Origin of the sequence: Bacteroides sp. AM41-16 (assembly GCF_003603495.1) — a bacterium.
GTDB classification, from domain to species: Bacteria; Bacteroidota; Bacteroidia; order Bacteroidales; family Bacteroidaceae; genus Bacteroides; species Bacteroides uniformis.
Genome location: NZ_QTNE01000002.1, coordinates 56,926 through 83,317, shown reverse-complemented (window position 1 = coordinate 83,317; position 26,392 = coordinate 56,926). Strand labels below are relative to the sequence as shown.

At 41.1% G+C, this 26,392-nt stretch carries 14 protein-coding genes; 2 read left to right on the top strand and 12 right to left on the bottom strand.

Translation table 11 applies throughout. The features are described 5' to 3' along the window. Positions 1 to 95: 95 nt before the first annotated feature. Together DW896_RS02860 and DW896_RS02845 are read left to right on the top strand one after the other, a co-directional pair. Complete coding sequence (locus DW896_RS02860; RefSeq protein ID WP_117652706.1) at positions 96 to 2,384, top strand: NADP-dependent malic enzyme; 2,289 nt, start codon at positions 96 to 98, stop codon at positions 2,382 to 2,384. A gap of 363 nt (positions 2,385 to 2,747) precedes the next feature. Then, positions 2,748 to 4,085 (top strand): NADP-specific glutamate dehydrogenase, encoded by a 1,338-nt coding sequence (locus tag DW896_RS02845; protein WP_009038033.1) that lies wholly within the window; start codon positions 2,748 to 2,750, stop codon positions 4,083 to 4,085. A 214-nt stretch (positions 4,086 to 4,299) separates the two neighbouring features. Here DW896_RS02845 and DW896_RS02840 read toward each other — a convergent pair whose 3' ends face one another. The 12 genes from DW896_RS02840 to DW896_RS02790 form a co-directional block, all read right to left on the bottom strand. Beyond that, on the bottom strand, positions 4,300 to 5,142 hold the full coding sequence (locus tag DW896_RS02840; protein ID WP_034529535.1) for an endonuclease/exonuclease/phosphatase family protein: 843 nt from the start codon (positions 5,140 to 5,142) through the stop codon (positions 4,300 to 4,302). A 90-nt stretch (positions 5,143 to 5,232) separates the two neighbouring features. After that, positions 5,233 to 5,964, bottom strand: a complete 732-nt coding sequence (locus tag DW896_RS02835; RefSeq protein WP_009038031.1) for a DUF3823 domain-containing protein — start codon at positions 5,962 to 5,964, stop codon at positions 5,233 to 5,235. 24 nt (positions 5,965 to 5,988) lie between these two features. Next, a complete protein-coding gene (locus tag DW896_RS02830; protein WP_227740927.1) occupies positions 5,989 to 7,947 on the bottom strand; it encodes a RagB/SusD family nutrient uptake outer membrane protein in 1,959 nt (652 codons plus the stop codon). A 12-nt stretch (positions 7,948 to 7,959) separates the two neighbouring features. After that, the gene (locus tag DW896_RS21645) at positions 7,960 to 8,670 is read right to left on the bottom strand and encodes a hypothetical protein (RefSeq protein WP_243634817.1); all 711 of its coding nucleotides are present in this window, start codon (positions 8,668 to 8,670) and stop codon (positions 7,960 to 7,962) included. After that, a complete protein-coding gene (locus DW896_RS02825; RefSeq protein ID WP_243634816.1) occupies positions 8,667 to 11,042 on the bottom strand; it encodes a SusC/RagA family TonB-linked outer membrane protein in 2,376 nt (791 codons plus the stop codon). The genes DW896_RS21645 and DW896_RS02825 overlap by 4 nt, the downstream gene beginning before the upstream one ends. A 31-nt stretch (positions 11,043 to 11,073) precedes the next feature. Then, complete coding sequence (locus DW896_RS02820; protein ID WP_117652710.1) at positions 11,074 to 14,559, bottom strand: glycoside hydrolase family 38 C-terminal domain-containing protein; 3,486 nt, start codon at positions 14,557 to 14,559, stop codon at positions 11,074 to 11,076. 510 nt (positions 14,560 to 15,069) lie between these two features. Then, a complete protein-coding gene (locus DW896_RS02815; RefSeq protein ID WP_117652722.1) occupies positions 15,070 to 16,245 on the bottom strand; it encodes a sugar MFS transporter in 1,176 nt (391 codons plus the stop codon). Between the two features lie 25 nt (positions 16,246 to 16,270). Beyond that, positions 16,271 to 17,860, bottom strand: coding sequence for a sulfatase (locus tag DW896_RS02810; protein ID WP_117652711.1), 1,590 nt, complete (start codon positions 17,858 to 17,860; stop codon positions 16,271 to 16,273). A 10-nt stretch (positions 17,861 to 17,870) separates the two neighbouring features. Continuing rightward, complete coding sequence (locus DW896_RS02805) at positions 17,871 to 20,222, bottom strand: GH92 family glycosyl hydrolase (protein ID WP_009038014.1); 2,352 nt, start codon at positions 20,220 to 20,222, stop codon at positions 17,871 to 17,873. 33 nt (positions 20,223 to 20,255) lie between these two features. Then, a complete protein-coding gene (locus DW896_RS02800; RefSeq protein WP_199600412.1) occupies positions 20,256 to 23,393 on the bottom strand; it encodes a GH92 family glycosyl hydrolase in 3,138 nt (1,045 codons plus the stop codon). A gap of 72 nt (positions 23,394 to 23,465) precedes the next feature. Continuing rightward, positions 23,466 to 24,569, bottom strand: coding sequence for an ROK family protein (locus DW896_RS02795; RefSeq protein WP_117588442.1), 1,104 nt, complete (start codon positions 24,567 to 24,569; stop codon positions 23,466 to 23,468). Positions 24,570 to 24,602: 33 nt separating this feature from the next. After that, a complete protein-coding gene (locus DW896_RS02790) occupies positions 24,603 to 26,330 on the bottom strand; it encodes a class I mannose-6-phosphate isomerase (protein WP_009038011.1) in 1,728 nt (575 codons plus the stop codon). Positions 26,331 to 26,392: the final 62 nt, after the last annotated feature.

The following is a 26,392-nucleotide window of genomic DNA, read 5'->3' as shown; positions in this document are numbered from 1 at the left end:
GATAAAAGTAATAGATTTTATTGACAGCGAGCTACAATTTAGAACTTTTATACCTACATTTGCAGCCAAATTATAACCAATTTAACTATTCTACCATGGCTAAAATAACCAAAGAAGCAGCCTTGCTCTACCATTCGCAAGGCAAACCGGGTAAGATTGAAGTAGTACCCACCAAGCCTTACAGTACACAAACCGATCTTTCTCTCGCCTACTCTCCGGGCGTTGCAGAACCGTGCCTCGAAATTGAGAAAAACCCGCAAGATGCATATAAATATACAGCAAAAGGCAATCTGGTAGCTGTCATCTCCAACGGAACCGCCGTGCTCGGCCTGGGCGATATTGGCGCCCTCAGCGGCAAACCCGTCATGGAGGGTAAAGGTCTGTTGTTCAAAATTTATGCAGGTATCGACGTATTCGACATCGAAGTAAATGAAAAAGACCCCGACAAGTTCATCGAAGCTGTCAAGGCTATTGCCCCAACATTCGGAGGTATCAACTTGGAAGACATCAAAGCACCCGAATGTTTCGAAATAGAACGCCGCCTGAAAGAGGAATTGGACATCCCCGTGATGCACGACGACCAGCACGGCACCGCCATCATCTCCAGCGCAGGATTGCTGAACGCCCTGGAAGTGGCAGGCAAGAAGATAGAGGAAGTGAAAATCGTCGTAAACGGTGCCGGGGCTTCCGCCACCTCATGTACCAAACTGTATGAAGCGCTCGGTGCACGCCGTGAGAATATCCTGATGCTGGACAGTAAGGGAGTCATCACCAGCGACCGCGAGAATCTGACCGAGCAGAAACGTTACTTTGCCACCGACCGTCGCGATGTACATACTCTGGCAGAAGCCATCAAAGGCGCCGATGTATTCCTTGGACTGTCAAAAGGTAATGTGTTGACCCAGGACATGGTTCGCAGCATGGCAGACCATCCCATCGTGTTTGCCCTTGCCAACCCTACTCCGGAAATCTCTTACGAAGACGCCATGGCAGCACGTCCGGACGTACTGATGTCCACCGGTCGTTCCGACTATCCTAACCAGATTAATAATGTAATCGGTTTCCCCTACATCTTCCGCGGTGCCCTCGACACGCAGGCAAAAGCCATCAACGAAACAATGAAAATTGCTGCCGTACACGCCATTGCCAACCTTGCCAAGCAGCCCGTGCCTGATGTGGTGAACGAGGCATACCACGTAAACAACTTCACTTTTGGTCCCGAATACTTCATCCCGAAACCGGTTGACCCGCGCCTCATCACCGAAGTGTCCTGCGCTGTGGCCAAAGCTGCCATGGAAAGCGGTGTAGCCCGCAAAGACATCGAAGATTGGGATGCCTACCGCCTGCAACTGCGTGAGCTGATGGGTTACGAGAGCAAACTGACCCGCCAGCTCTACGACACCGCCCGCCGCAACCCGCAACGTGTGGTATTTGCCGAAGGCATCCACCCCAATATGCTGAAAGCTGCTGTGGAAGCCAAGGCTGAAGGTATCTGCCATCCTATAATATTGGGCAACGACGAAGCCATCGAGAAGCTGGCAAAAGAACTAGACCTTAGCCTTGAAGGTATTGAGATAGTAAATCTGCGCCATCCGGATGAAGCGCCGCGCCGTGAACGCTATGCCCGCATTCTATCTGAAAAACGTGCCCGCGAAGGCGTCACTTACGAAGAAGCCAACGACAAAATGTTCGAACGTAACTACTTTGGTATGATGATGGTGGAGACGGGTGAAGCAGACGCTTTCATCACAGGCCTTTACACCAAATACAGCAATACCATCAAGGTCGCCAAGGAAGTCATCGGCATCCGTCCAGAATACAAACATTTCGGCACCATGCATATTCTGAACTCCAAGAAAGGCACATACTTCCTGGCAGATACGCTGATTAACCGTCATCCCAATGCCGAAACGCTGATTGACATTGCCAAGCTGTCGGAATATACCGTCCGCTTCTTCAATCATACACCGGTAATGGGCATGTTGAGTTACTCCAACTTCGGTGCGGATAAGGAAGGAAGTCCGGTAAGTGTACACGAAGCAGTGGATTATATGCAACAAAACTATCCTGACCTTGCCATTGACGGAGAAATGCAGGTGAATTTCGCCATGAACCGCGAAATGCGTGATGCCAAGTACCCGTTTACACGCCTGAAAGGAAAAGACGTAAACACACTGATTTTCCCGAACTTGAGTTCTGCAAACTCTGCTTACAAACTGTTGCAGGCCATGGATACAGATGCCGAACTGATTGGTCCTATCCAAATGGGATTGAACAAGCCTATCCACTTTACCGATTTTGAGAGCTCTGTGCGCGATATCGTTAACATCACTGCAGTAGCAGTTATCGATGCTATCGTAGACAAAAAGAAGGCAGTCAAATGAGACGACCGTTATCAAAATTCCAAATAGTTTGCATTGTGCTGCTTTGGGCAGCACTTTGCTACATTGTTTTGATATCTATCGAACGAATTGACGGTCCAATCATTCTAACGCTTGCCATTTCGGCGGCTTTAGTATTTATTCCCGTCATAAAGTCTCTAAAAAGAGGATAAATAATATCTTTTTATTCCATTTTGCGGTATAAAACAATAAAAATGTTGTCTTATACCGCATTTTCTTTATAAAATGTTTGCTCGTTTCATTTTTATGTGTACTTTTGCAACCGCAATGAGAGGAAAAGGAAACAAACCGAAAATCGAATTGTTTTAGGTAACATATAGTAGCAACCAATAAAAGAAATAGATTATGAATGCAGCTAAGGTATTAGAAGACCTGAAAAGACGGTTCCCCAACGAACCGGAGTATCATCAAGCAGTAGAAGAAGTTCTTTCTACGATTGAAGAAGAGTATAACAAGCATCCGGAGTTTGACAAAGCCAATCTGATTGAACGTCTTTGCATCCCCGATCGCGTTTACCAATTCCGTGTTACTTGGGTAGACGATAAAGGTAACGTACAAACCAACATGGGCTATCGTGTGCAGCACAACAACGCTATCGGCCCTTATAAAGGCGGTGTTCGTTTCCACGCTTCTGTAAACCTGAGCATCCTGAAATTCCTTGCTTTCGAGCAGACATTTAAAAACTCATTGACAACTCTGCCCATGGGTGGCGGTAAAGGCGGTTCGGACTTCTCTCCGCGCGGCAAGTCGAATGCTGAGGTTATGCGTTTCGTTCAGGCTTTCATGCTGGAGTTGTGGCGTCATATCGGCCCTGAAACAGACGTACCTGCCGGTGATATCGGTGTAGGTGGTCGCGAAGTAGGTTTCATGTTCGGTATGTATAAGAAGCTGGCTCATGAATTTACGGGTACTTTCACCGGTAAGGGCCGTGAGTTCGGCGGTTCGCTGATTCGTCCGGAAGCTACCGGCTACGGTAACATCTACTTCTTGATGGAAATGTTGAAGACTAAGGGTACTGACCTGAAAGGCAAAACTTGTCTGATTTCCGGTTCCGGTAACGTAGCTCAATATACGGCCGAGAAAGTATTGGAATTGGGTGGTAAGGTATTGACCATGTCTGATTCTGACGGTTATGTATACGATCCGGACGGCATTGACCGCGAAAAGTTGGATTACATCATGGAACTGAAAAACCTCTATCGTGGACGTATCCGCGAATATGCTGAACAATATCCGGGTGTGAAATATGTGGAAGGAGCCAAGCCTTGGGGCGAAAAGGCTGATATCGCTTTGCCTTCTGCCACTCAGAATGAATTGAATGGCGACCATGCCCGTCAGTTGATAGCTAATGGGGTAATGGCAGTATCCGAAGGCGCCAACATGCCCTCTACACCGGAAGCCATCAAAGTATTTCAGGATGCAAAGATTCTGTATGCTCCGGGTAAGGCAGCCAATGCTGGCGGTGTATCAGTATCTGGTCTCGAAATGACTCAGAACTCCATCAAGTTGAGCTGGAGTGCAGAGGAAGTGGACGAGAAACTGAAGAGCATTATGAAGAACATTCACGAAGCTTGCGTGCAATATGGTACAGAAGCCGACGGTTATGTAAATTACGTGAAGGGTGCCAATGTGGCCGGATTTATGAAGGTGGCGAAGGCTATGATGGCACAAGGGATTCTGTAAGAATAAAAGCCATAGTTGTTATGAAGAAAGGCGAAGGGAGTTGCACCTCTTCGCCTTTCTTCATAATAGCAACCTATTCAGTAGGGACATATTAAGAATTTCCTTGTCTTTCCCTCATTTTTTATTCGGTTTCGGACTCATCCATAATTCTAACAACCCTCCATTAGCAAACACATCGTGAGAAAACCAGAATACATCATGATTTTTCACATAATTAAAACTTCAGTACCCCCTTAATCGGATAGTGATCAGAAATAAAAGTTTTTCCTGCATATTTTTCTCGAATTGTAACGTATTCCGTACACATTTTAAACCCTTTATAATAAATATAATCTATAATGGAGCTACGGGTCCCCCATCCATTGAAAGTACCAAAAGAATCCGTTTTTTTAGCAGAAGTTCTAGCATCTATCATTTTTTCATTCAGTTTTTGTATGGAAGAATCTGTATGCTCCATATTAAAATCTCCGGTCAAAATTAATGGAAAATTATCAGGATTAATCTTCTGTATCTTTTCTAAGATGAGATTCAGACCTTCCTTCCGTGCCACTCTTCCGACATGGTCCAAATGAGTATTAACGTAATAAAATTTCTCCATTGTCTTTTTATCCTTCAAAAGTGCCCATGTAGCAGTACGGGTACATGCAGCATCCCATCCTATAGAAGGAATTTCAGGAGTTGAAGAAAGCCAAAAATTACCCCACTCCAACAATTCTATTTTTTTCTTATTATACATTATTGAAGCATGCTCTCCGTCGTGCTTACCATCAATGCGTCCAACACCTACAGCCTCATAGTTCGTGCAATTCTCAAGAATAAACGCCAGCTGAAAATCCAAAGCTTCCTGAACTCCCAAAATATCGGGTTTATGCTTTTTAATCATTTTTATAGTAGCTGGCTTTCTGAATTCCCATGCATTAACACCGTCCTCTGCCGTACCATACCGCATATTATAAGAAATAACAGTAAGTTGTGAACTATTTTTCCCCCTTTTTGCAGAAACGAACTGAGGTAACATAAGGGTAATTACCATAAAAATAAAAAAGGACTGTTTCATATTAATATCTATAAAAGAGATGAGAGTGTAAAAAACCAGACCAAACAATGTGCTTATCAAGGTTCCAATACACTCTCATCCAGATTATTACTAATTACGTGCTATAGTTGTGATTTCTTTAATTGTTGTATAGTTATAACGATTGGTACCGCTAAAGCTTTTTGTAGTACGAGCACCTACACGCAAAAAGAATTTACGCGAATAATCAGGGAATTGTCCTTTTGTCTTAATAGTAATTTCTTTACCTAAAACATCGGTTAAAGCTGCCCCTAACAACTGAGTAGAAAAACGCGGACTGAAGCTGAAATCTCCGACATAACTCGTTTCGCTCACAAATAGCCAAGCTTCGGTAAGCGGTTGTTGGTAATCCGGATTATTTGTACCACGAGTAATTATAACCTTCACCTCCACAGTACCATCTGCATTGACCTGAGGTTCGCCTACCCATTTCACGCGCAACAGCGGCTCAATCTCATAAGTTTTCTCTACAGTACCTTTTATATCAATAATCTCTTCATCCAATGGTACAAAAGCACCTTCAGGAATAATACCATAATTGCCTGCAAATATTTTGGTATTCTGGAAAGTACCATCCTGCATACAATTAAAATCATAAGGTTCCGGAGTATCACTCCAGCTATACTCCATCATACGGATACGAATGCCGGTATTACCAATAGCTGTTTGGAAAGGTTCTTTGGTTTCCTTATCAATAAAAGCACCACGGAAAGTTTCTTCAGGTTCTCCATAATTATCCACATCGCAAGAGGTAAAATTTACCAATAAGCATAAGGACAACAAAATATATGTTAACTTTTTCATAATTGAATGTTTCGTTTCTTATAATTAATAACCTGGATTTTGTTTACAGTTCGGATTCTTGGTGATTTCACCAGTCGGAATCTGCTGATAATAATTACGTGTATCATAAGTATAAGTATATCCATATTCCTGCTCCTTGATATCCATGAAATACTTCATGGCATCTGCTGCAAAGAATGGCTGCAGAGTGCGATATCTGCGTGTAGACTGCTCATCATCAATAATACGCCAACGCTTCAAATCCCAATAAGTTTTATTTTCGAAAGCAAGCTCTTTACGACGCTCTATACGCACTACATCAATTGAAGTTTCTGCAGAAGAAGCAAGCAACGTAGCACCTGCACGTTCACGAATAAGATTCACACAGCGGAAAGCCTCCTCTACATAATTCTTACCGGCATCATCGGTAACACTACCCGCAGCTGCAAGTTCCATAGCCGCCTCGGCACGATTGAGCAATACTTCTGCATAACGGATATCAATCCAATCTGTAACAGACTGATTCCAAGTTGTATTCTTCTGTTCAGGATTCAGATACTTACGAATAAGGAAACCGGAAACCGTACAGCCTATCTCCTGATTCTTCACTGTACCACTTTTCCCTGCACGCTTCATCATTGTACCATCCTTTAACTGAATTGCATTAGCATCCGTATTTTGCGATTCGCGACTGGCCAATTTCAGCAAACTCGTCGCATCGTTAGCATAAGCACTATAATCATCATAAAAGCCATAGGTATCTTCTGAAGGAAGAAGAGGAGAAATTTTATCACCTTCTCCAACCCAAATACCACGACGGATTTCAATGGATTCACCCTTGAACTCGTCACCCGGCAGCAATACAGTAGCACGCAAACGAGGTTCGGCATTCTTGAAAGGTTCCATTGTTGTTTCATACAATTTATAATAACCTTCCGTGTTCATGTTGGCAAAATGCCCATCGGCATCTTTCTCAAAACCTTCAAACATTTCTACAAAATCCAATGTAGGACAAATTTCTGTGTTGCTACCACCGGTAGAGGTTTGCGTAGGCTGTGCAAAACAATCATATGAATGTACACAGTCCGGGTAATCAAAATATTTCACGAAAATATTCTCTTCCGTATCTTTCAAGAAAATATTCACGAAATTAGTATATTGTGCATCTTTATTATTAGTTGCCCAGTCCCCTTTGTAAAGAGCATAACCTCCTTCATCAACAATCTTCGATGCTTCATAAGCCTGTTTAAAATAATCGGCAGCACGATTTGCTGGAATTCCGCAAATACGCGCATCATTATAAACTTCATTCACATCATTATATTTGGCAATACTTCCGGCATAAAGCATAGTACGCGATTTAAAAGCTGCAGCTGCATATTTATTGGCACGTCCTTTTTGGTTCTTTGCAGACAAATGCGCAATAGCGTAGTCCAAATCACTGGAAATAAAATCCCAGACAGCCTCTTCCGAATCACGGAACAATTGTGTTTCAGGAATGCTTACTGTAGCCGGATAATCAATTACTGTGTTAACAATAGGTACACCACCATAACGCTTTACTAATGCAAAATAAGTATAAGCACGAATGAAATACGCTTCGCCCAACAAACTTTCAATTTCAGCAGCAGAATGTGAATCAGCATATTTGGGAAGTGTTTCTATAAAATAGTTCGTTTCACGTATTAAGGCATACGCAGCATCCCAATAGTTTGCTGTTTCAACCTCTGCCCCCTTCGTGTCACGGCTAATAGCTTCACCAGTCAAACAAGAAGGTTGCGCAAAATTAGAACCTCCCGAAAAGAACATGTTTACATGCGAATAGCGGAAGTCTTCTACAGGCAACGTACTATACAAACGGGCCATATAGCTTGTAACCCCCGCCGTACTTCCAAAAATATCATTATCACCAACAATATTCATTGGTGGGATGTCCAGATCTACACAAGAAGTCAATGACCCCATGCATAATGCAAATGCGAAGATATATTTTTTAATTTTCATGTTGATATTCATTTAAAATTTAAGATTTGCTCCAATAGTAACTGTTTTATTTAAAGGATAGTTATATCCATAATTTCCTGACGGGAATTCAGGATCACAATATTTCAATCCGGTAATGGTAAACAAGTTATAACCGCTTAAATAAACACGCAGCCCTTGTACACCAATTTTAGTCAACCATGATTTAGGAAGACTATATCCCACTTCAATTGTTTTCAAACGCAGATAAGCAGCATTTTGCATATTGAATTCTGAATTCCGGTTCGGCAGTGAACCAGTGTAAGCATAATGACCGCTAATCCATTTAGTTGCCGGATCGTAAGGATCTGCATGACTATCAGCAGGACGCCAACGATCCATAAATTGATCCAAAGCATTTGTATTAGCCCACAATGGATTGTAAAGCAACTCATCATAAGAGATATGACGTTTGGCAGCTCCTTGCAACAACAGACTTACATCAAAACCTTTCCAACTTGCATTAAACGTCAAACCGAAATTTATCAAAGGACGGTCTCCCGTGTTCGTCAAAGGATGTTCGTCCAATTCATTAATCCAACCATCACCGTTCCAATCCTCATAGTTATAATCACCGAGTACAGAACCACGTCCTATATAAATAGAATTGTAATAAATTTGATCCCATGAAGTAAAACGTTCGCCGGCCCCATATCCCCACCAAAGATCTGTAAAACGATCGTTTGAATTTTGTTTCCAATTCAAATAAGAATTACCTTTCCGCGCACCTTCCACATGTTTATTTTCTGAACGGGCATACGCAAAATTTCCTTTATCTCATAACTGAACTCATTGATGGTATTACGGTGGCTTATTTCTATTTCATATCCACGGGTCATATCTCCATTCAGATTCTCTTGTGGCAATGCGGCTCCCACTACTCCCGGAAGACTCGCTGCCCGAGTGGTCAGTAATCCATCACGATCACGTCGGAAATAATCAACAGTCAATCCCAATAGGCCATCCCATGCTTCCAAATCAAAACCTATATCAAAAGTTTTAGCTTCAATCCATGAGATGCTTTGATTAGCCAATCCCTTTGTTGCAGAAGCATTGACAAATGAGCCATCAAAAATGGCACCACCCGGCATCGCATATGCTGCCCCACCTACCGGATACGTATAACCATTAAGGAACTGATACGCTAAAGCACCATCGTCACCCATCTTACCCCAAGAAGCACGTATTTTAAGGTTATTAATGAAATTCAAAGAAGATTCTTTCCAAAACTTTTCTTCAGAGACACGCCATCCCCCTGACACTGAAGGAAACATAGCCCAACGTGAATTTGCAGGGAATTTTGAAGAACCTTCATAACGGAAAGCAAATTCAATAAGATATTTGGACTTATAATCGTAAGCTACACGCCCTACCAATGCTTGATTGGCATTATCAAACAAGGCAGAAGCAGCAGTACTCTGTCCAAATTGCTGGTTATCAGCATTTCCGGCAAAAACTTGATCTATAGGAATAGAAAGTTCCTTTTTACCATTAAAGTTATCCCCCTTATAAGTCGATTCCTCAAACAGCAGCATCGCATCAATATTATGCCCATTAAACTCACGAGAGTAATTAGCTTGTACTTGCCATAAAGTATTATCTTTTGAATAGAATGTACGACCTACTTTAGGAGGATCATTACGCGTCCATACCTGATTATCTCGATATGATTTCCAAGTATTTTCAAACTCCTTATTATCATTCATTATATAATCGTAACTATATAACCCCTTTAGTTTCAATCCTTCTACCCAAGGTACATCATAACTCAATGAAAAACTTGACTGAAACCATTTGCTCTTATAAGTTTTATATCCTACAACATCCTTATCCATCATCGCCACCGGATTCATCAAAGTAGAGTTTGAAGGCTGGGTAAAACCGCCATTCTCCTGATAAATGGGATCCATCGGCTGCATCAACCAAAGACCACGAATAATATCATAAGCACCATAATGCGGTGTATTACGCTCATCCATCAAACCTGAAAGATTAACATCCAATTTCAGATTCTTAGTAATATTGGCAGAAAGATTACTACGCATTGTCCATTTATCGTAATTCATATCATCTGTCTGCAAGAAACTTTGTTGCGCTTGATAGCCAACACTCGCATAATAATTTACACGTTCCGTCCCACCTGAAATATTGATGGAATGTTGTGTCTGAGGCGCAGAACCACGTAATACTGCTGATTTCCAATCTGTAGTCTGTGCAGCGGCTATTTCTTCATCAGAATAAGAAGCTCCCCCACCATCTACATTATGACGTCCCTTTTCATTAGCCAATGTCATCCATTCTTGTGAAGTAACCAAATCTGGGAAATTGGAAGGCATTTGCCAAGTAAAGCTACCCGAATAATTAATTTCCGGTTTCCCTTGCGCACCTTTTTTGGTGGTAATAAGAATCACGCCATTGGCAGCACGCACACCATAGATAGAAGCAGAGGCATCCTTCAAAACAGAAATACTCTCAACATCTTCCGGATCAACGCGTGCCATATTATCGCGAGGAATACCATCAATTATCACCAGTGGATTCCCCAGTCCACGGATATCCATCGATGTATTGAAAGCTCCCGGCTCACTTGAATTTTGAACCACACGTAAACCGGCAATCTTACCAGTCAGCATATTCTGTAAACTTTCATTTTTTGTAGAAACAATGTCCTTCGTGTTTACGGCAGACACAGCACCGGTCAATGTCTGTTTCTTTTTCACTCCATAGCCTACCACTACCAGTTCATCAATCAAAACATTGTCACTTTGAAGGATGACATTATAAACCTTCTGTTCTGCCTTGATGGCAATCGTCTGTGACTTATATCCGATAAAACTTACTTTAATCGACGAATTTGGCGTCACCTCTAAAGAAAAGTTTCCATCAACGTCCGTCACACATCCATTTTTTGTCTTGGTATCAATGACAGTCGCGCCAATCACCAGCTCACCGGTGTTGTCCTTTACTGTACCCGATACCTTAAAAGAGTTCCCTTGTGCATACAACGTCACTGTCATGAACGACACCATTGCACACAACCAAACCTTTAAAAGATTCTGTACCACTAACTTTTTCATACTTATTAAATTTAAAATTGCAATTTGATGATTATTCTATTATTACTTTCAACATGATATATTCATAAGGCTTCATCCAAAACATCTCGTCATTAAAAGGTCTTAAGGCCTTCTGACGATAATCACATACACTTACTTCACGCGGCCTTATACTACCCCAAACAAATGATGAACAAACACTCTGCTTACCCATATTGTGCAGGCAGACAATATACCCCTTTCCATCGTCAGCAGGTTTGATACTGGATAATGCAATACGATGGCGTCCTTTCAACCGAAACAACTGCTCTATATTCTGAGAAGAACGACTGGCTACAGCCACCAATTCCATCTCACGTTCAGCTCCTCGCTGTTTCAATTTCAGGTCAAGCGGATTACAAGGCTGCAAAGAATAGCGAAACTTCGCTGTGCCTCCTTGTGATGCTTTATAATTAGTCCTCCATGTATTCGTCATTACCCATGAATAGACAATCGGCGATATCTTGGCAGACTGCCACCAGCCATATCCATGACGGGGATTCAGGCGATAATCAAGCCCTGAGGGCGAACCCAGTTCAACAAAAGGCGCATCAACGGTGGTCAGGCAGACTGCATGCTCCAAATCTCCCACAGCCAATCCGTTTTGCAATGAATAATAATGTTTGTTTACTCCCTCCAGTTGCTCACGCTCAGGATGAATTTCACTCATGGCAAGATCCATTGTAATTTCAGGTTGCTGAATATTGAATGGAAAAACAAAACGCACATTTTCAAAATCTAAAATATCCTGCTTATCCAACGTATTACAAATATCTACCCTATCTATCCCTTTGTAAACTGTCACATCACGCCATAAAGTATTACATCCTGGAGCTTTAGACTCTATACGCAGTGTAGCAGCAACCGCTCCATCATCCAACACTCTTATATTTAATATCTGTTCGATTCCCTGTGGGTCAGAAGCATATCTTCCAGTATATAAATAATCATTCAAACCGCTATTCGAAGCATATTCATAAGAGTCACCAACTCTTTTGAAAGAACTAATTGTACCTTTCACCTCATCAATTTCAACGCGTACAATTCCATTATTTAATATTTTATTCTCTGCAATCATGGAAACGAAACGTCTTGAACTCTTTTTCTTCGAGACGATTTGATATACCTCAGAAGAAAGTGCTGGTATATTTTCAGCAACAAAAGCCCAACGGCCATCATACAGACGCTGTGTCTCTACTTTTTCACCAGTCCTGGTTATCAATTCTTTTTCATTCAAATTGACCATTGAATCCAAAAACACTACATCCGTACGATTCCAAAGATTTGTATTCAGCACATGTACAAAATCCCCACCTTTGTCGACATGCAATGGGCTTAAAGCCTGTTTATATAATATTTGAGACTGATTACTTGCATTATCAGCATAAGCTTTTTTCCCTTCCCACAAATCTTTTGTAAATTTAGAATGCGGGTCAGTTCCACTAGCAGAAGCCCCCCAAGTGTGCTCAGAAAACAGTATCACATTTTTCCATGCTTCTTTAAAAGCTTTATCTGGGAAAGCGTCTGTTTTATGAAGCATACTCCAAATAGTTTCAGTCTGTGCCAAGCGTGCAGCAGTAGTACGATTCATTGCTGTCTCACAAGCAGTAGAAGCCGCTCCGTCTTCCCAAGTGGGAGTCATGTCACCAGCAAAGACGGGTAATTCAGCGCCATATTGTTCTTCGAATTTCATAAAGAACTCACGGGCAGTTGATATACGGAATTGAGGAGACTCATAACGTTCATTCCACTCACGGATTACATCAGACATTGATTGATCGGGAGGGCCGTTATCACCATGAACTGTATAACGTAAATAACAAGTTTGATATGGAAACTCCTCAGTTTCTAATTCTGTTAAATAGTCCCAGATTGGCTCAAGTCCACAAACTCCGATACGGTTAGCCAACCAGCCATGAAACCATGAGTAACCGCGCCCTGCCTGCCATACAAGTACTTTATCAGTACCTGATTGAGATTGCCAATAAAAAGGTCTATCACCCCATCTGACATGTAAAGCAGCAGCACGGTCATTTCCTATCCTCCCATAAAAAGGTACATAATTTGGTCCGGGTGAATAATATTTCACTCCATTCTTAGCCATTGCAGTGACCAATCCCCAAGCTTGCCCAGGCACATCACTCATCATTGCAGTATTCAGCTCTACTCCCACTTCATCACTAATCCAATGTGCATCATCAAAAATATGCATCAATTCTTCTTGTCGGCTAATCCCAGTCAAAATACTTCCCAAAGACATATCAACATTAATAATACCATCGCGAATGGCCTGCTTCAAACGTTCAGCCTTTTCAGTTGCTGCATATTTTTTCAAATATGCAGCAACTGCCCATGTAGCCTCCGTATTCCAACAGTAACGTGAACCTTCCGGATATTCTTTAGTACGCTCAGCTAAATCGAGTGCGCGTTCCAAATTACGCCATTGAAGTTTCATCACATCATCCTGGCGATGTGTATATCCGATATCCAAATGAGAATGCGGAAAAAAGCAAACAGTCCACTTTCTTGCTCCTGGCACTTCATATTTACGTTTCACACAACCTTGACGGCTATTCACCTTTATCTCCAAAGAAGAGGTCTCTTCCATATATCCAGCAGGGAAATATCCTTTGTACTCATCCACCCCAGTCTTTGAAGCCTCTATTTCAGCATTCCATATTTTATCACCTAATTGACACGTTAAGGTAGCCCCAGCATACAATGGAGTATTAAAACGTAATAAGAATTCTCGTTTAGGACCTTCAGCACTCTTTAGATAGCCTTGCCCAGCCACAAAAGAAATATCATCAAGCTTTCCCAATGATTGTACTGAAACCACTGTTTTTTTATAAAAACGAATTTCGCTCAAACCATAGTAATCCACATTCTGATGCATATCAGCAGCTTCCTGTATCACAACCGGATTCTTACGATCATAATGATTACCTTCTCCATCCAACGCAGCCGTAAAGCATATATAACGTGCTTTTATACCTTTAGTATCCAAAGAAAAATCCACGGATCCAGGATTACGTCCTACCGATTCAGGAATTAAATAATATTCCAAATCACCATTCTTTAGTAATTGCCATTTATTCCCATCCTCTGAGTACTCTATATATACCTTATTGAGTCCACGCCGAGTATGCTCATTCTGATTATAGTTCCATATCTGAATCAAATCTACTTCAGGACATTTTCTACTTTTACCAAAATCACACAAAAACCAGACAACTCCTTCATGAGTAGACTTATTGTAACGAACTGGCTTTTTAGAAACTTCAGACAACCACATGCCATGTCCCAGGTTATTAGCCACATGATAGCACCCCTGCATTCCATCTCCATTAACTACGGAACAAATAGTTCCTTTATTCAATTCGCTGCTGGCAGATACTTTAATTAAGCTCTCATCCAACTGTTTATACACAACAATACGTTGTGCATATCCGGTAATGAACATCATTAATAACAAAATAACGGTAATGATTTTTTTCATTCCACAAAATATTAGTTTTTAATAAAACTGCTAAACATATAAAGTAGTCTCAACAAAAACAAACCTCATTATATGTATGAACATATAGATGCAGCAAATATATATAATAAATTCAAAAAGCAAAAGTAAAACAAAGTTTTTTTTATAAAAAAATGAGATGTAATAAATTAAAAGTCAAACTAAACTTAAATTAATTTATCACTAAATTATTTATAAAAGAATACATATTAAAACTTAAACTACTAATAATTAACTAATTATGTTTAAAAACATCTTTAACTACAATATTAAAAAACAAACATTTCAAAGAATAACATCCCAGCAAAGCCCGTATTTATCAAAATGATTACACAACACACTTCAATGTTCACACATTAATTATAAGGTATAAAATTATATTTTCATTAAATCATCATACCAAAGAAACCATACAACACAAAAAAGCGTCTTCGTTTTCGAAGACGCTTAAAAAATAAAAATGATGATGTATTAATAGTATCAAAAAACGAATCACTTTACACAAGAAGTTACTTTTATACCAAAAGCGCAATACGTTAGATATAATACGCAGGCCAACGTCACCACAACACCACCGATAATACCTACAGTACCGATGGCAAAACCGATAACTGGAGTTACCACTCCACCTCCGGCAACCGCTGTAATCATCAGACCGGAAATCTGATTTGCCTTCTCCGGACGCGCCTGCAAAGCCATTGAATAAATAATAGAGAAAACAGATGAAGCAAAAAAGCCTACTGCACCAATACAAACTATATTCACCACATCCTTTTCCACTCCCATTAAAACTAACAGCGAAACGACACAAGCTACAATATTTATACGGAAATATTTCATTTCTGCAATACGGGTCAACAAGAACGCCCCTAACAAAGCACCAATCGTACGACTAAGGAAATAGACTTGAGGAGCAAATTTTACTTGCTCATCAGACCATCCAAAACGGATAGACATAAGTTTCGAACTAATAAAGTTTGTCGCCACATCCACGCCTACAATAAAGAAAATTCCTAAAAACAGTAATAGAATAGTCCGGTCTTTCAACAAAGCAAACGTATTCCTCATGGAAAGATCACTGTTCGACACAACATTTCTTTCCCGTTCAATAGGGGTTGCAATCAGCCAAACTGTCGACAATAAAGTGATGAAGCCAAGAATGGGGAAGCAATAATACCATTTATCCATCCCCCAATAATGGACAGCCAGCAATACAATCTCCGGACCGACTAAAGAAGAAGCCGCTTTTATTACCTGCCCAACTGTCAAACTACTTGTCAGGAAAGCTTTGTTAGTTATAACATTATTAAGCAACGGATTTAAAGAAACTTGTAAAATAGCATTTCCTATACCCAACAAGGCATAAGCCACCATGCAAGTTACACCATCATACGCCAATAATGGCAGAATCATACCTACAATTGTAATCACCATACTAACAAGTACGGTATTCTTACGTCCCCATTTATTCATCCGATTACCTATCGGAATTCCTAAAAACAAGAACCAAACAAACACCATTGAAGGTACAAACCCGGTCATCATAGGTGACCAGTTAAAACTACGCTGAACATAGTCTGATGAAATACCGACAATATCACAGAAGCCCATCACAAAGAAACCGAAAAGTACCGGAAAGGCTGTCATTATAGAGTTTTGTTTTTTCATTTTCATGGATTTTTATATAAAATATCTATTCTGTCACTCCCACGTCTTTACGCAGTTTTTCCAATTGAACAGTCAGTGCTTCCCGTACTTTTACATACTTCGGGTTATCATATACATTATTGACCTCCATCACATCTTTTTTCAAATCATACAATTCCCAAAAGTCAATAGCTTCATCATTCCCACTACCCTCTCCATACCAATGAATCAATTTGTAGCGTTTAGTGCGAATGCCATCATGTTTGCGTACACTACCCACTGCCGGATAATCGTAAAAATGATAGTATAACTCATTTCGCCAATTTTCCGCCTTTCCATTTTTAAACAACGGTAATAAAGAGCGCCCAGACATCTCTTTCGGCACCTCCACTCCTGCAAGGCTCAGGAAAGTCGGTGCCAAATCAATATTCTGCACCAGCTCTTTGCATACCGAATGTTTCTTGACTAAAGAAGGGCACGAAATAATCAGAGGTGTACGGAAAGACTCCTCATACATAAAGCGCTTGTCATACAGTCCATGCTCTCCCAACAGAAAACCTTGATCAGAGGTATAAACTATCACTGTATTATCCAGAACTCCTTTTTCTTCCAAATAATCAAGCAAACGGCCCACTTGTTCATCTACCGAACGGATAGTCCGACAATACTCTTTTACATACCGTTGATATTTCCACCGAAGCAAATCCTTTCCAACCGGAGGATTTTTCAGGAATTCTTCATTTTTCTTGTCATAAATAGCTTCCCATGTGGCACGCTGTTTGCTATCCATCTCAGCCATTGCCATCAGCCAACTGTCTCTAATATATTGCAATGTAGGTTCGTTCTTCAATTCTCTCACCTTAAAATCGAACGCATACCCCATGTGCCGATCAATTGTCAGCTCCTGAGTTTTCATCTGCGGACCACGTGTCGTATAGTCATCAAATAGCGTTTCAGGTTCTGGAAAATCCACATCCTCAAATAAATGCATATTGGGAAAGTCAGGCATCCAATTACGATGAGGTGCCTTGTGATTTACAAGGACACAGAAAGGCTTCTCATCGGAGATGTTTTTCTCCAACCACTCTATGGCATGATCGGTTATCAACGTGGTAGCATATCCTTTTTCTTTTATATATTCTCCGTTTGTATCAGGACGACGGAACTTGGGATTATAGTATTCACCCTGATCAAAAAGAATGTCATAATGGTCAAACCCCTTCGGCTCAACATTCAAATGCCACTTTCCAAAGACTGAAGTTACATATCCTTTTTTTTGTAGCAGCTCGGTAAACCATTGTTTCTGTGGATTCAAACAGCACCCCAACCTCGTCTGTCCGTGCTGATGACTATACAAGCCCGTTAAAAGGGTCGCCCGGCTTGGAGCTGAAATGGAATTCTCTACAAAAGATTGCGTAAAAAGCATGCCATTCCCAGCCAAACGATCAATGTTAGGTGTCGGAGCCAACTTTGAAATAGGATGTCCGTAAGCACTTATGGTCTGGAAAGCATGGTCATCCGTAAAAATACAAACAATATTCAACGGTTTATTGGACACTTTCTGGGCCCAAATAGGTTGTACTGCCGATATTATCGGCAGTACAACCATAGAAGTGGAAAACAGATTATTTTTCATAACATATTTCTCAGTGAGTCAATTCCTCATTAGGTGAAGCTCCCAAACCTAAAACCAATTTTCCTCCTTTTACGACCTCACTAAAGGGCAATTGTACAGTATCTTGCGGACGGTTGTTCAAAGATATATCCTGCAAATAACAATCACCTACCGCCTGCTTCTTAGCTTCGATTACAAATTTCTCTCCCGGATAATAATCTTTATTCAAACGGACAGTGACTTTGTCAAACAAAGGGGCACCTATCTGGAATTTCGGATCAATCTCCGTCAATCCCTTTACATCAAATAAGCCCAATGCAGACATTACGTACCAAGCCCCCAATTGTCCTTGATCCTCATCCTGTCCATAACCATAGCCATGTATACCTTCGAGGCCATAGAACTCATCCAAAATAGCACGTACCCACTTTTGAGACAGATATGGTTTACCCGAAAAGTTAAACAACCAAGAAATATGCAAATTAGGCTGATTACCATGATTATACACCGTCTTCAATCCGGCGAACGCATCCACTTCTTTCCCACCTCCAAAAATATTTTTCTGTGAAAGCAAAAAGATACTATCCAGACGATTATTAAACGTTTCTTGCCCTACCAAATCTACCAATTCGTCTATCTGGTGAGGAACATAAAATGTATATTGCACGGCATTTCCTTCTTGAAATCCCTTCCAAGGAGCCAATGGATTAAAATCTTCCAGAAAATTTCCTTTAGTATCCTTGGGACGAATCAAACGGGTCTCCGGATCATAAAGATTCTTCCAGCCATTCGACAAATCAGAGAGTAACTTATAGTCATCCTCTTTACCCAAATGTTTGGCAAATTGGGACACAGCAAAACTACTGAAACTGTATTCCATTGTATGTGAAGCACCAAACCCAGATCCTTCCTCACGAGTCACCATATCAAACCGTTTTTCATAAGGAGAATATCCACGTTCCACAAACTGACGTACATCCATCTTACCTGCACCTTCAAGTCTTCCACGCCATTCCACTTCATTCTTCAAAGCAGCTTCATATCCCTGCTGTACGTCAAAATCACGAATACCGCAATTATATGCAGCAGCAATAGCCAAGCTAGTAAAATTCGTCCCTACTCCAGACACATATTTACTGCATGCGATGCCATCACCCAACCAACCGGCATCCTGATAAACCAACAACTGACTTTTTATCCAATCAGAATAATATTCGGGATAAGCCAATGACCATAATTGCGTCAGATTCCAGAAACCACCCCAAATGGCATCCGTATTATAATGCTGATGTACCGGATTACCTTCTTCATCAAGAGCAATACGACCGACCGTTCCATTATTTTTAGGATAATATCCATTTGCATCACTAGCCAATCCACGCCCCAAAAGCGCATGGAACAATCCGGTGTAAAACTTCACTTTATCAGTTTCCTTCCCTCCTTCCACATAAATCCTGCTCAGAGATTCATTCCACACATCTGTTGCATTCTTCTTGGCTTGGTCAAAGGTAACATCCGCAGCCTCGGTTTCCCGGTTGAAACGAGCATTCTCTATGGAAGTATAGGATAGGCCCACTTTGACTTCCACAGCCTCTTGTTCTTCTGTAGAGAATGTCATGTAAAGACCCGCGCCTGGTCCTTTTTCCTGATGTTTACCCGGATTAACCACATCTTTTACAAAAGTACCTACCTGAACCGGCTTCTTATTAAGAACAGCCGAGAAATACATACGTACATCTGCCCCTTTCTGATAAATATTAACATATACGGGGGAAGTGATTACATAACCTTCCACCCGGCCATCTTCAAAATATTGTACTTCGGCATCTTTCACCTCACCACTTTCTCCTTGCTTGTTACCTATATCGAAGATAAGGTTTGCCAGTTCTGTTTTGGGATAGGTATAACGATGAAATCCCACTCGTTTCATAGCAGTCAATTCAGCCTTTACTCCATAGTCCTTCAACAAAACAGAATAGTACCCGGGAGCTGCCACTTCATCTTTCTTATCGAAACGTGAACGATAACCGCCATCCGGATTTTCCAACTCACCCGGTACTGTCTGCAATTCTCCGACAGTCGGTGCAAATACGACACCGCCTACCTGGAACTCGTGAAAATTGGCAAAGCCTTCGATGGAAGTATGACGAAAATCATACCCCACTGCTTGCCAACCACCGGGATTTCCCAAATGCGCATCGGTAGAAGGAGCCAGTTTTGCCATGCCAAACGGAATAGCAGCCGGTGTATAAAAGAACCAACGACAATGCGCAGTTCCAATGTTTGGGTCTACATAGTCCACCAAAGCTTTAGTGCTTGAAGTACTTGTTGAACACCCCATAATGATACTCATACATATCACCAAAAAACAAAGTCGTTTCATGATATTAATTTATTAAGACGGTAGACACTAACATTATTTATTTTCCGAGCATGGAGCAATCCCCCATGACTTATTCGGTTTATCACCCATTTCCAGTATCAATTCTCCACCTTTTAGCAATTCTGCAGCGGGGAAATAGAAACGTTCCAACTTCTCACCATTCAGAGTGGCACTCTGAACGTACTTATTTTTTCTGGATACATTTTTAGCCTCAATTGTAAATGTTTCACCACGATTATAGCGTTTGCCCAAATCAATAACCACTTTCTCATACAATGGACTGGCAATTTCATAAATAGGTTCGACACTGCAACCGCCATCAGTCTGAAACAGTCCCAAAGCCGCCATCACAAACCAAGCACTCATCTGGCCCTGATCTTCGTCACCCAAATAGGCATTGGCAACGCCACAACCATAATATCTATCAATAATGGAACGGGACCATTTTTGTGTCAGCCAAGGTTTATTGGCCCAATTGAACAAGAAAGCAAAATGCATGGACTGCTGGTTGCCCTGAACCACCGGATAATCCCAATATTGGTCATTGGGAGCATTGTATCTCCAAGGTTCACTTACTTCAAAACCCCAGTTCAGACGATCCACAAATGATTTTTCTCCCATTATGTCAATCAAGGCCGGTACATCCTGAGGCACAAAGTAGCTAAGCTGCCAAGAATTACCTTCTACATAGTGGTGATTACGTCCGGTTTGAAATGCATCAAAATCAGGGATAAAGTTACCGACCGAATCACGCATGTGAGCATATCCATTTTCCGGATTAATAGCATTTTTCCACCAATATCCGCGATCATTGAATGTAGCATATTCCGAGAATTTACCTAATGCTTTCGCCATCTGTCCCACAGTCCAATCATCGTAAGAATACTCCAATGTATTAGAAAAACGTCCCAATTCAATAGGTACGTATTTATATTTCATATAAGACACCAAATCGCGATTACCGGCAAAACCACCTGCAACATGTGTAGCTGGAGTAGTCTGCATTTTTTTCATGGCTTCAAATGCCTTTTCCACATCATAATCACGAATACCCATCTGATAGGTAGATACCATCTGTGGAATTTCGTGTTCGGCCACCATTACCGGAATATATTCCATTCCGGCAGGACCTTTTGCCAACCACCCGTTTGCATCGTACAATGCCAACTGAGAGTTCACCCATTTGGAGCTCCATTCGGGTGTCACTAAATTCCAGAACTGATTCAAATTCCAGAAAGTGTTCCAAAAAGCATCACATCCTAAAGCTACATGTTCAGGATTTGTAAATTTACGTACCTTTTCGTCCGGAGACACCCATTCGCCATTCACATCACTCCACAAATTTCGGCAAAGTGCACGATACATATTAGTGTAAAAGCGCACCTTCTCCAGACGGTCATTGGTAGTTATATCCAGACGGTTGAAAATACCATTCCATACATCTTTCTGATTTTGCACTACCGCATCAAAATCCCAACCAAATCTATCAGAGATTTCCTTTTGCAGATTTTCAGAAGCATTTGAAATACTCACCAACGAAATACCGGCACGAGCCTGCACCACCGGATGCTTTTTCGTATCAAATTCGACATAAAGTCCTGCATCTTTCAAGTTCTTACCAAATATATGGCCTCCATCCAATATTTGCTTATTCTTCCAGCCACCTACTTTCTTAATCGGTGCATCAAACTCTATTACGAAGTTCACTACATATTCCTGATCAGCGTCATTACTCCACACATAAGGACGAGGAGAAATCTGATGAGAGCGTCCCTCAATTCTATAATCACTTACCTTCTTAATATCTACATCCAGCAGATTATAATCATATTCAGCTTGCACATGAAGGTCAATCATTACACGTCCATCTTTATCTTTCGGGAAGGTATATTTCTGGAAACTTGCTCTTTCTGTAGCTGTCACCTCCGCCCAGATTTCTGTATCGGTCAAGAAGACCTTATAATATCCTAACGGAGCTTCTTCTGTCCTCTTGTCAATACGCGAACGGTAACCTTCATCTGGACGGAACTGATCGCCAACCTGAGTAAACAACTTGCCGTTAGTAGGCATTAACCCTAATCCGCCCATTGTCCACTCATGGATATGACTGAAACAACCCAAAGTTTCAAAAGTTGGTTGATAACCGGCCTGCCAGCCCATATTTTGATTGTCCGGACTCAGCTTCACCATACTGAAAGGCATCCAAGGTCCCGGTGCAATCATCCATCGAGAATGTGCCGTACCTATTTTGGTATCTACATAGTCAGCAAATGTCTGTATCTTTTGCGGAGAACGTATAATAATACCCTTTTCCAGCAATTGTCCATCTACAAACACTTGATATTCACTCTTTCTACTTTTTTTCACAGCAGGCATAGGTACTTCAAATACATAACGTGCCGTGTCCAACTGCGCAGAAAAAACATCTATACCGTCTAATTTTACACTCAATTTCGGGTTACCGGATAGATGCTCTACATCAACCAATAAAGGCTGTATTTTTGCTCCATCCATTTCCATTTCATATTCTGCCGGAGCCACATTGCGCAAGAAAGCATATTCATTATTCTTTTCCAGAACAAGTTCGTCAGCACCTTCCAAACGTATCTGATCGAAAACAATCCAGCCCCCTTCAAGAACAGAAACAGTGACCATATTTCCACCTTTTTTCAAATCATTGGCTGAAATTGGAAATTCAAGAATTTGTTCCTTGGCATCTTGAAGATTACCCTCCAGTACTCCTTTCGAATGCCCTTTAATTTCAAACTTCTTTTCGGCAGAATTCACCATAACTTTAACCACCGAACGGCTCGGATTGGCATCCACCAAGTCTACCACCAATTTCCATTTGCCATGTTTCGGCAATTTTTTAATGCCAAACAATATATTTGCATCATGAGTTCTCCAACCGGAAGTACTCCATGTACCTCCCCAAGTATCATCAGGCCCTGGCAACACATAAGGGAAATCATTTTTGTCAACAGAAGTCCCCACTAAAAAGTAACGATCTTCATAACCAAAATCATGAGCCAGGAACTTTTTATACTCAGAAGGGCCCAAAGCCAGTTCTGTTCCGGAATTATCCGCAACGCCAATTTGCCATACCACTTTTGCAGCAGTTGCACACATAGCGCAACAAGCAACGATAAAAAAAGATATTATTTTTTTCATATTCATAATGAGTCTTATTATTTTTTGTTATCCGTGAAAACAATCTTATCTACTTAAAAAGCAAACTAACCCTTATATCTTCTTGTCTATCTGTTGTAAAGCAAAAGCATATGCTCCCAGTGCAATAGCCTTGTTTGCTCCTAAAGTTGAAATCGCCACCCCTATACGTTTAGTACAATCATAGGATACTTTCTTGTCAGTAAAAGGTACCTCAACCCAAGAACTTGTATCTTCTAAAAACTTCTTATATTCGTCCGGCTCCATCAAATTACAAACTTCCATCTGCAGACAATCGAAATCCCGTCCGGAGAAAGTCGATATGGAACGACGCATTTCACGCATCATACCTGGCAGAATATATTTAGCTGCACCAGCAACTCCTCCTCCTATAACCACCATACCATCTACAATATGAAGTGCACTGACAATGGCAGCACCCGCCATTTCACCTAATTCATCAAAACTCCGCACAGCCGCTTCACGATTCCCCGTGAGTATGCCCTCGGCAATGTCATATATATCCTTTGGAGTCAGATTATCAACCGCCTCACCGCTCAGTTCTCCGTACACACGGCGTACTGCACGGATACTGACACTTTCTTCGGCTATCAAGTCGGTATATTTTTTATTTCTCATAATCCAGACATCACCACCACAGCCGTTATCACCGGTCAGCAAGCAATTATCAATCACCACTCCTGCTCCAAAACCGGTTCCCAACGTAATGCCTAACAAGTTTTTATAACGTTTAGGATTACCGACAGCCTTAAGTTCCTCATTAATGGAAGGTAATATTCCGGCCAACGCTTCACCGTAAGCAAACAAGTTACCATCGTTATTTATATATACCGGAATACCAAATTCTTCTTCCAGAAAAGCTCCCAAAGCCACACCTCCACGAAAAACCGGAAAGTTCGGTAAATCGCCTATCACACCATTCTTATAGTCTGCTGGACCAGGAAATGCAAAACTGATAGCTACCGGCTCATTTTCCAATTGTCTTTTCACTGCAGAAAAGCCTTTTTTCAAAACAGTCAGACATCCATTCAAATTGTCCGAAACCGCTGGCAAACAAATAGTTTCCACAATATCCTGATTTCCCCGGATAGCTGAAAAAACGAAATTCGTGCCTCCTGCATCCAAGGTCATTACTGTACGTTGGTCATGTCTATACATATTATATCAGATTTAATTAATACCATTTTCCGGTTAAAACCTCACATAAGCCTTGATGGTTCCACACTCTTTTCCCACAGACTTGCCACAAGGAGTTATTGTATATTCACCCACACTTGCCGGAACTATGAAGGTTTCAGCATAATGTACCACAAATGGTTTAAAAGCGCTTGTCGGACTTTCAACAACCACTTCTTCACCTTCCACCAAATTCAGTACATTCACACTATTATTCGTATGATGTGTAACAGATTTGGAAAACCAGTGACGGCGTGTTTCAATGAATTCATTCGGGTGTAATCCAGTACGCTCCTCGCTCCATCCTTCTCCTTCGGCAATCTGAGTGAAATGATTTGCCAGATATTCTTTTACATATTCCGTATTACGTTTCCAGTCTATTACTTCTTTACCTCTTTCCACATTAATGGGGCGCGGTTTGCCATCCAACCCCAAACGTTGCCAATCCCAGAGTTTGAATGTAAACAAATTGGGTGTTGAGCTGATTTCCAATACAAGTGCCTCCGAACCTGAGCAATGCACCGTACCTCCCGGAATCAAATAATGATCATGTTTTTTAGCAGGCAGTTTATTTACATACTTTTCTGTATCGAAAACGATTTCACCTTTCTGAGCCTCACGCAAATCACGAATCATGTCATCTTTATTAATACCATTCTTCAAACCAAGATAGACCGAAGCTCCTTCTTTAGCATCCAGCAGATAATAGCTTTCGTCCTGAGTATAATACATACCAAAGTTTTCACGGATAAACTGTGTGGTAGGATGCACTTGTACACTCAAATTTCCACCACCTACTGTATCTAGGAAATCGAAACGAATCGGGAAATCCTTACCAAAACGCGCTTCTACCGGTTCACCTAAAAGCTCTCTAGATTTCAACAAAACCAAATCTACCGACGGCAATTCAAAACGTACACCGTTCACCTCAAAATAAAGACTATTCTCTTCGGGCACACAATCGAAACACCAACCATAATTTTCTTTTTCAGGATTTAATCCACACACTTCTTTCATCCATTGTCCGCCCCATGGTGCCGGGTCAAAGAAAGGCACTACGCGAAAAGGAGTCTTAATTGTTTCTTCTATTCCTTTAAAGAAAGTCTCCCTATCAATCATTCTCGGATCGTTTGCAATGTGCGTATCCAACCAGAAATCGGCTTTATCAAACAAGCCTTCCTTATACTTATCAAGAACTCTCCAATCATTAAAATACCCTCTCTTATATTGTAAAGACACAGCATCTTCACGATTATCCACTCCCAAAGCCTTTACTTCGTGAGCACGAAAACGCTGTTGTATCTCCCAACGGGCCATATCAACATACACCAGCGTTGCTTCTGCCTGAGCTATCATAGCAGCACCCGAACCGACCACAATCACTCTATCATTTGCCGCTACCTGCTTCCGGGCTACCTCCAGCTTACCTGCATCAAAGTAGTCTTTCAGAGATAGGTTCGTCACATAACCAAAAAGAACATCCTTTGTCATAAAACGCTCTGTCATTTCCTTAATCTCATTCTCCGGCTTCATCAAGTCACGTGTATTAATAAGTAAGGTAGGTGACAGCGATTTCAATTCATTTATAACTTCATCTTCACGCACTCCTGCATAGAGTTCAACAGCTAGTACCTTTCTACTCTTAAAACACTCCATCAGTAAGGTATGAATATCATTCCATCCCCGAAGAATCGTTCCCGAAATCTTTGTAGAAGGGAACTTGTCGTAATTTACTTTTCTCATAATTATATATACTTGATTTTATTATATGTATGAACATATTAGTATTTTGTGCAAATATATAC

What these genes read in the sequence shown, in the direction of transcription:
- DW896_RS02860 (WP_117652706.1), top strand. Translation starts at nt 96, where the DNA reads ATGGCTAAAATAACCAAAGAAGCAGCCTTGCTCTACCATTCGCAAGGC.
- DW896_RS02845 (WP_009038033.1), top strand. Translation starts at nt 2,748, where the DNA reads ATGAATGCAGCTAAGGTATTAGAAGACCTGAAAAGACGGTTCCCCAAC.
- DW896_RS02840 (WP_034529535.1), bottom strand. Translation starts at nt 5,142, where the DNA reads ATGAAACAGTCCTTTTTTATTTTTATGGTAATTACCCTTATGTTACCT.
- DW896_RS02835 (WP_009038031.1), bottom strand. Translation starts at nt 5,964, where the DNA reads ATGAAAAAGTTAACATATATTTTGTTGTCCTTATGCTTATTGGTAAAT.
- DW896_RS02830 (WP_227740927.1), bottom strand. Translation starts at nt 7,947, where the DNA reads ATGAAAATTAAAAAATATATCTTCGCATTTGCATTATGCATGGGGTCA.
- DW896_RS02825 (WP_243634816.1), bottom strand. Translation starts at nt 11,042, where the DNA reads ATGAAAAAGTTAGTGGTACAGAATCTTTTAAAGGTTTGGTTGTGTGCA.
- DW896_RS02820 (WP_117652710.1), bottom strand. Translation starts at nt 14,559, where the DNA reads ATGAAAAAAATCATTACCGTTATTTTGTTATTAATGATGTTCATTACC.
- DW896_RS02815 (WP_117652722.1), bottom strand. Translation starts at nt 16,245, where the DNA reads ATGAAAAAACAAAACTCTATAATGACAGCCTTTCCGGTACTTTTCGGT.
- DW896_RS02810 (WP_117652711.1), bottom strand. Translation starts at nt 17,860, where the DNA reads ATGAAAAATAATCTGTTTTCCACTTCTATGGTTGTACTGCCGATAATA.
- DW896_RS02805 (WP_009038014.1), bottom strand. Translation starts at nt 20,222, where the DNA reads ATGAAACGACTTTGTTTTTTGGTGATATGTATGAGTATCATTATGGGG.
- DW896_RS02800 (WP_199600412.1), bottom strand. Translation starts at nt 23,393, where the DNA reads ATGAAAAAAATAATATCTTTTTTTATCGTTGCTTGTTGCGCTATGTGT.
- DW896_RS02795 (WP_117588442.1), bottom strand. Translation starts at nt 24,569, where the DNA reads ATGTATAGACATGACCAACGTACAGTAATGACCTTGGATGCAGGAGGC.
- DW896_RS02790 (WP_009038011.1), bottom strand. Translation starts at nt 26,330, where the DNA reads ATGAGAAAAGTAAATTACGACAAGTTCCCTTCTACAAAGATTTCGGGA.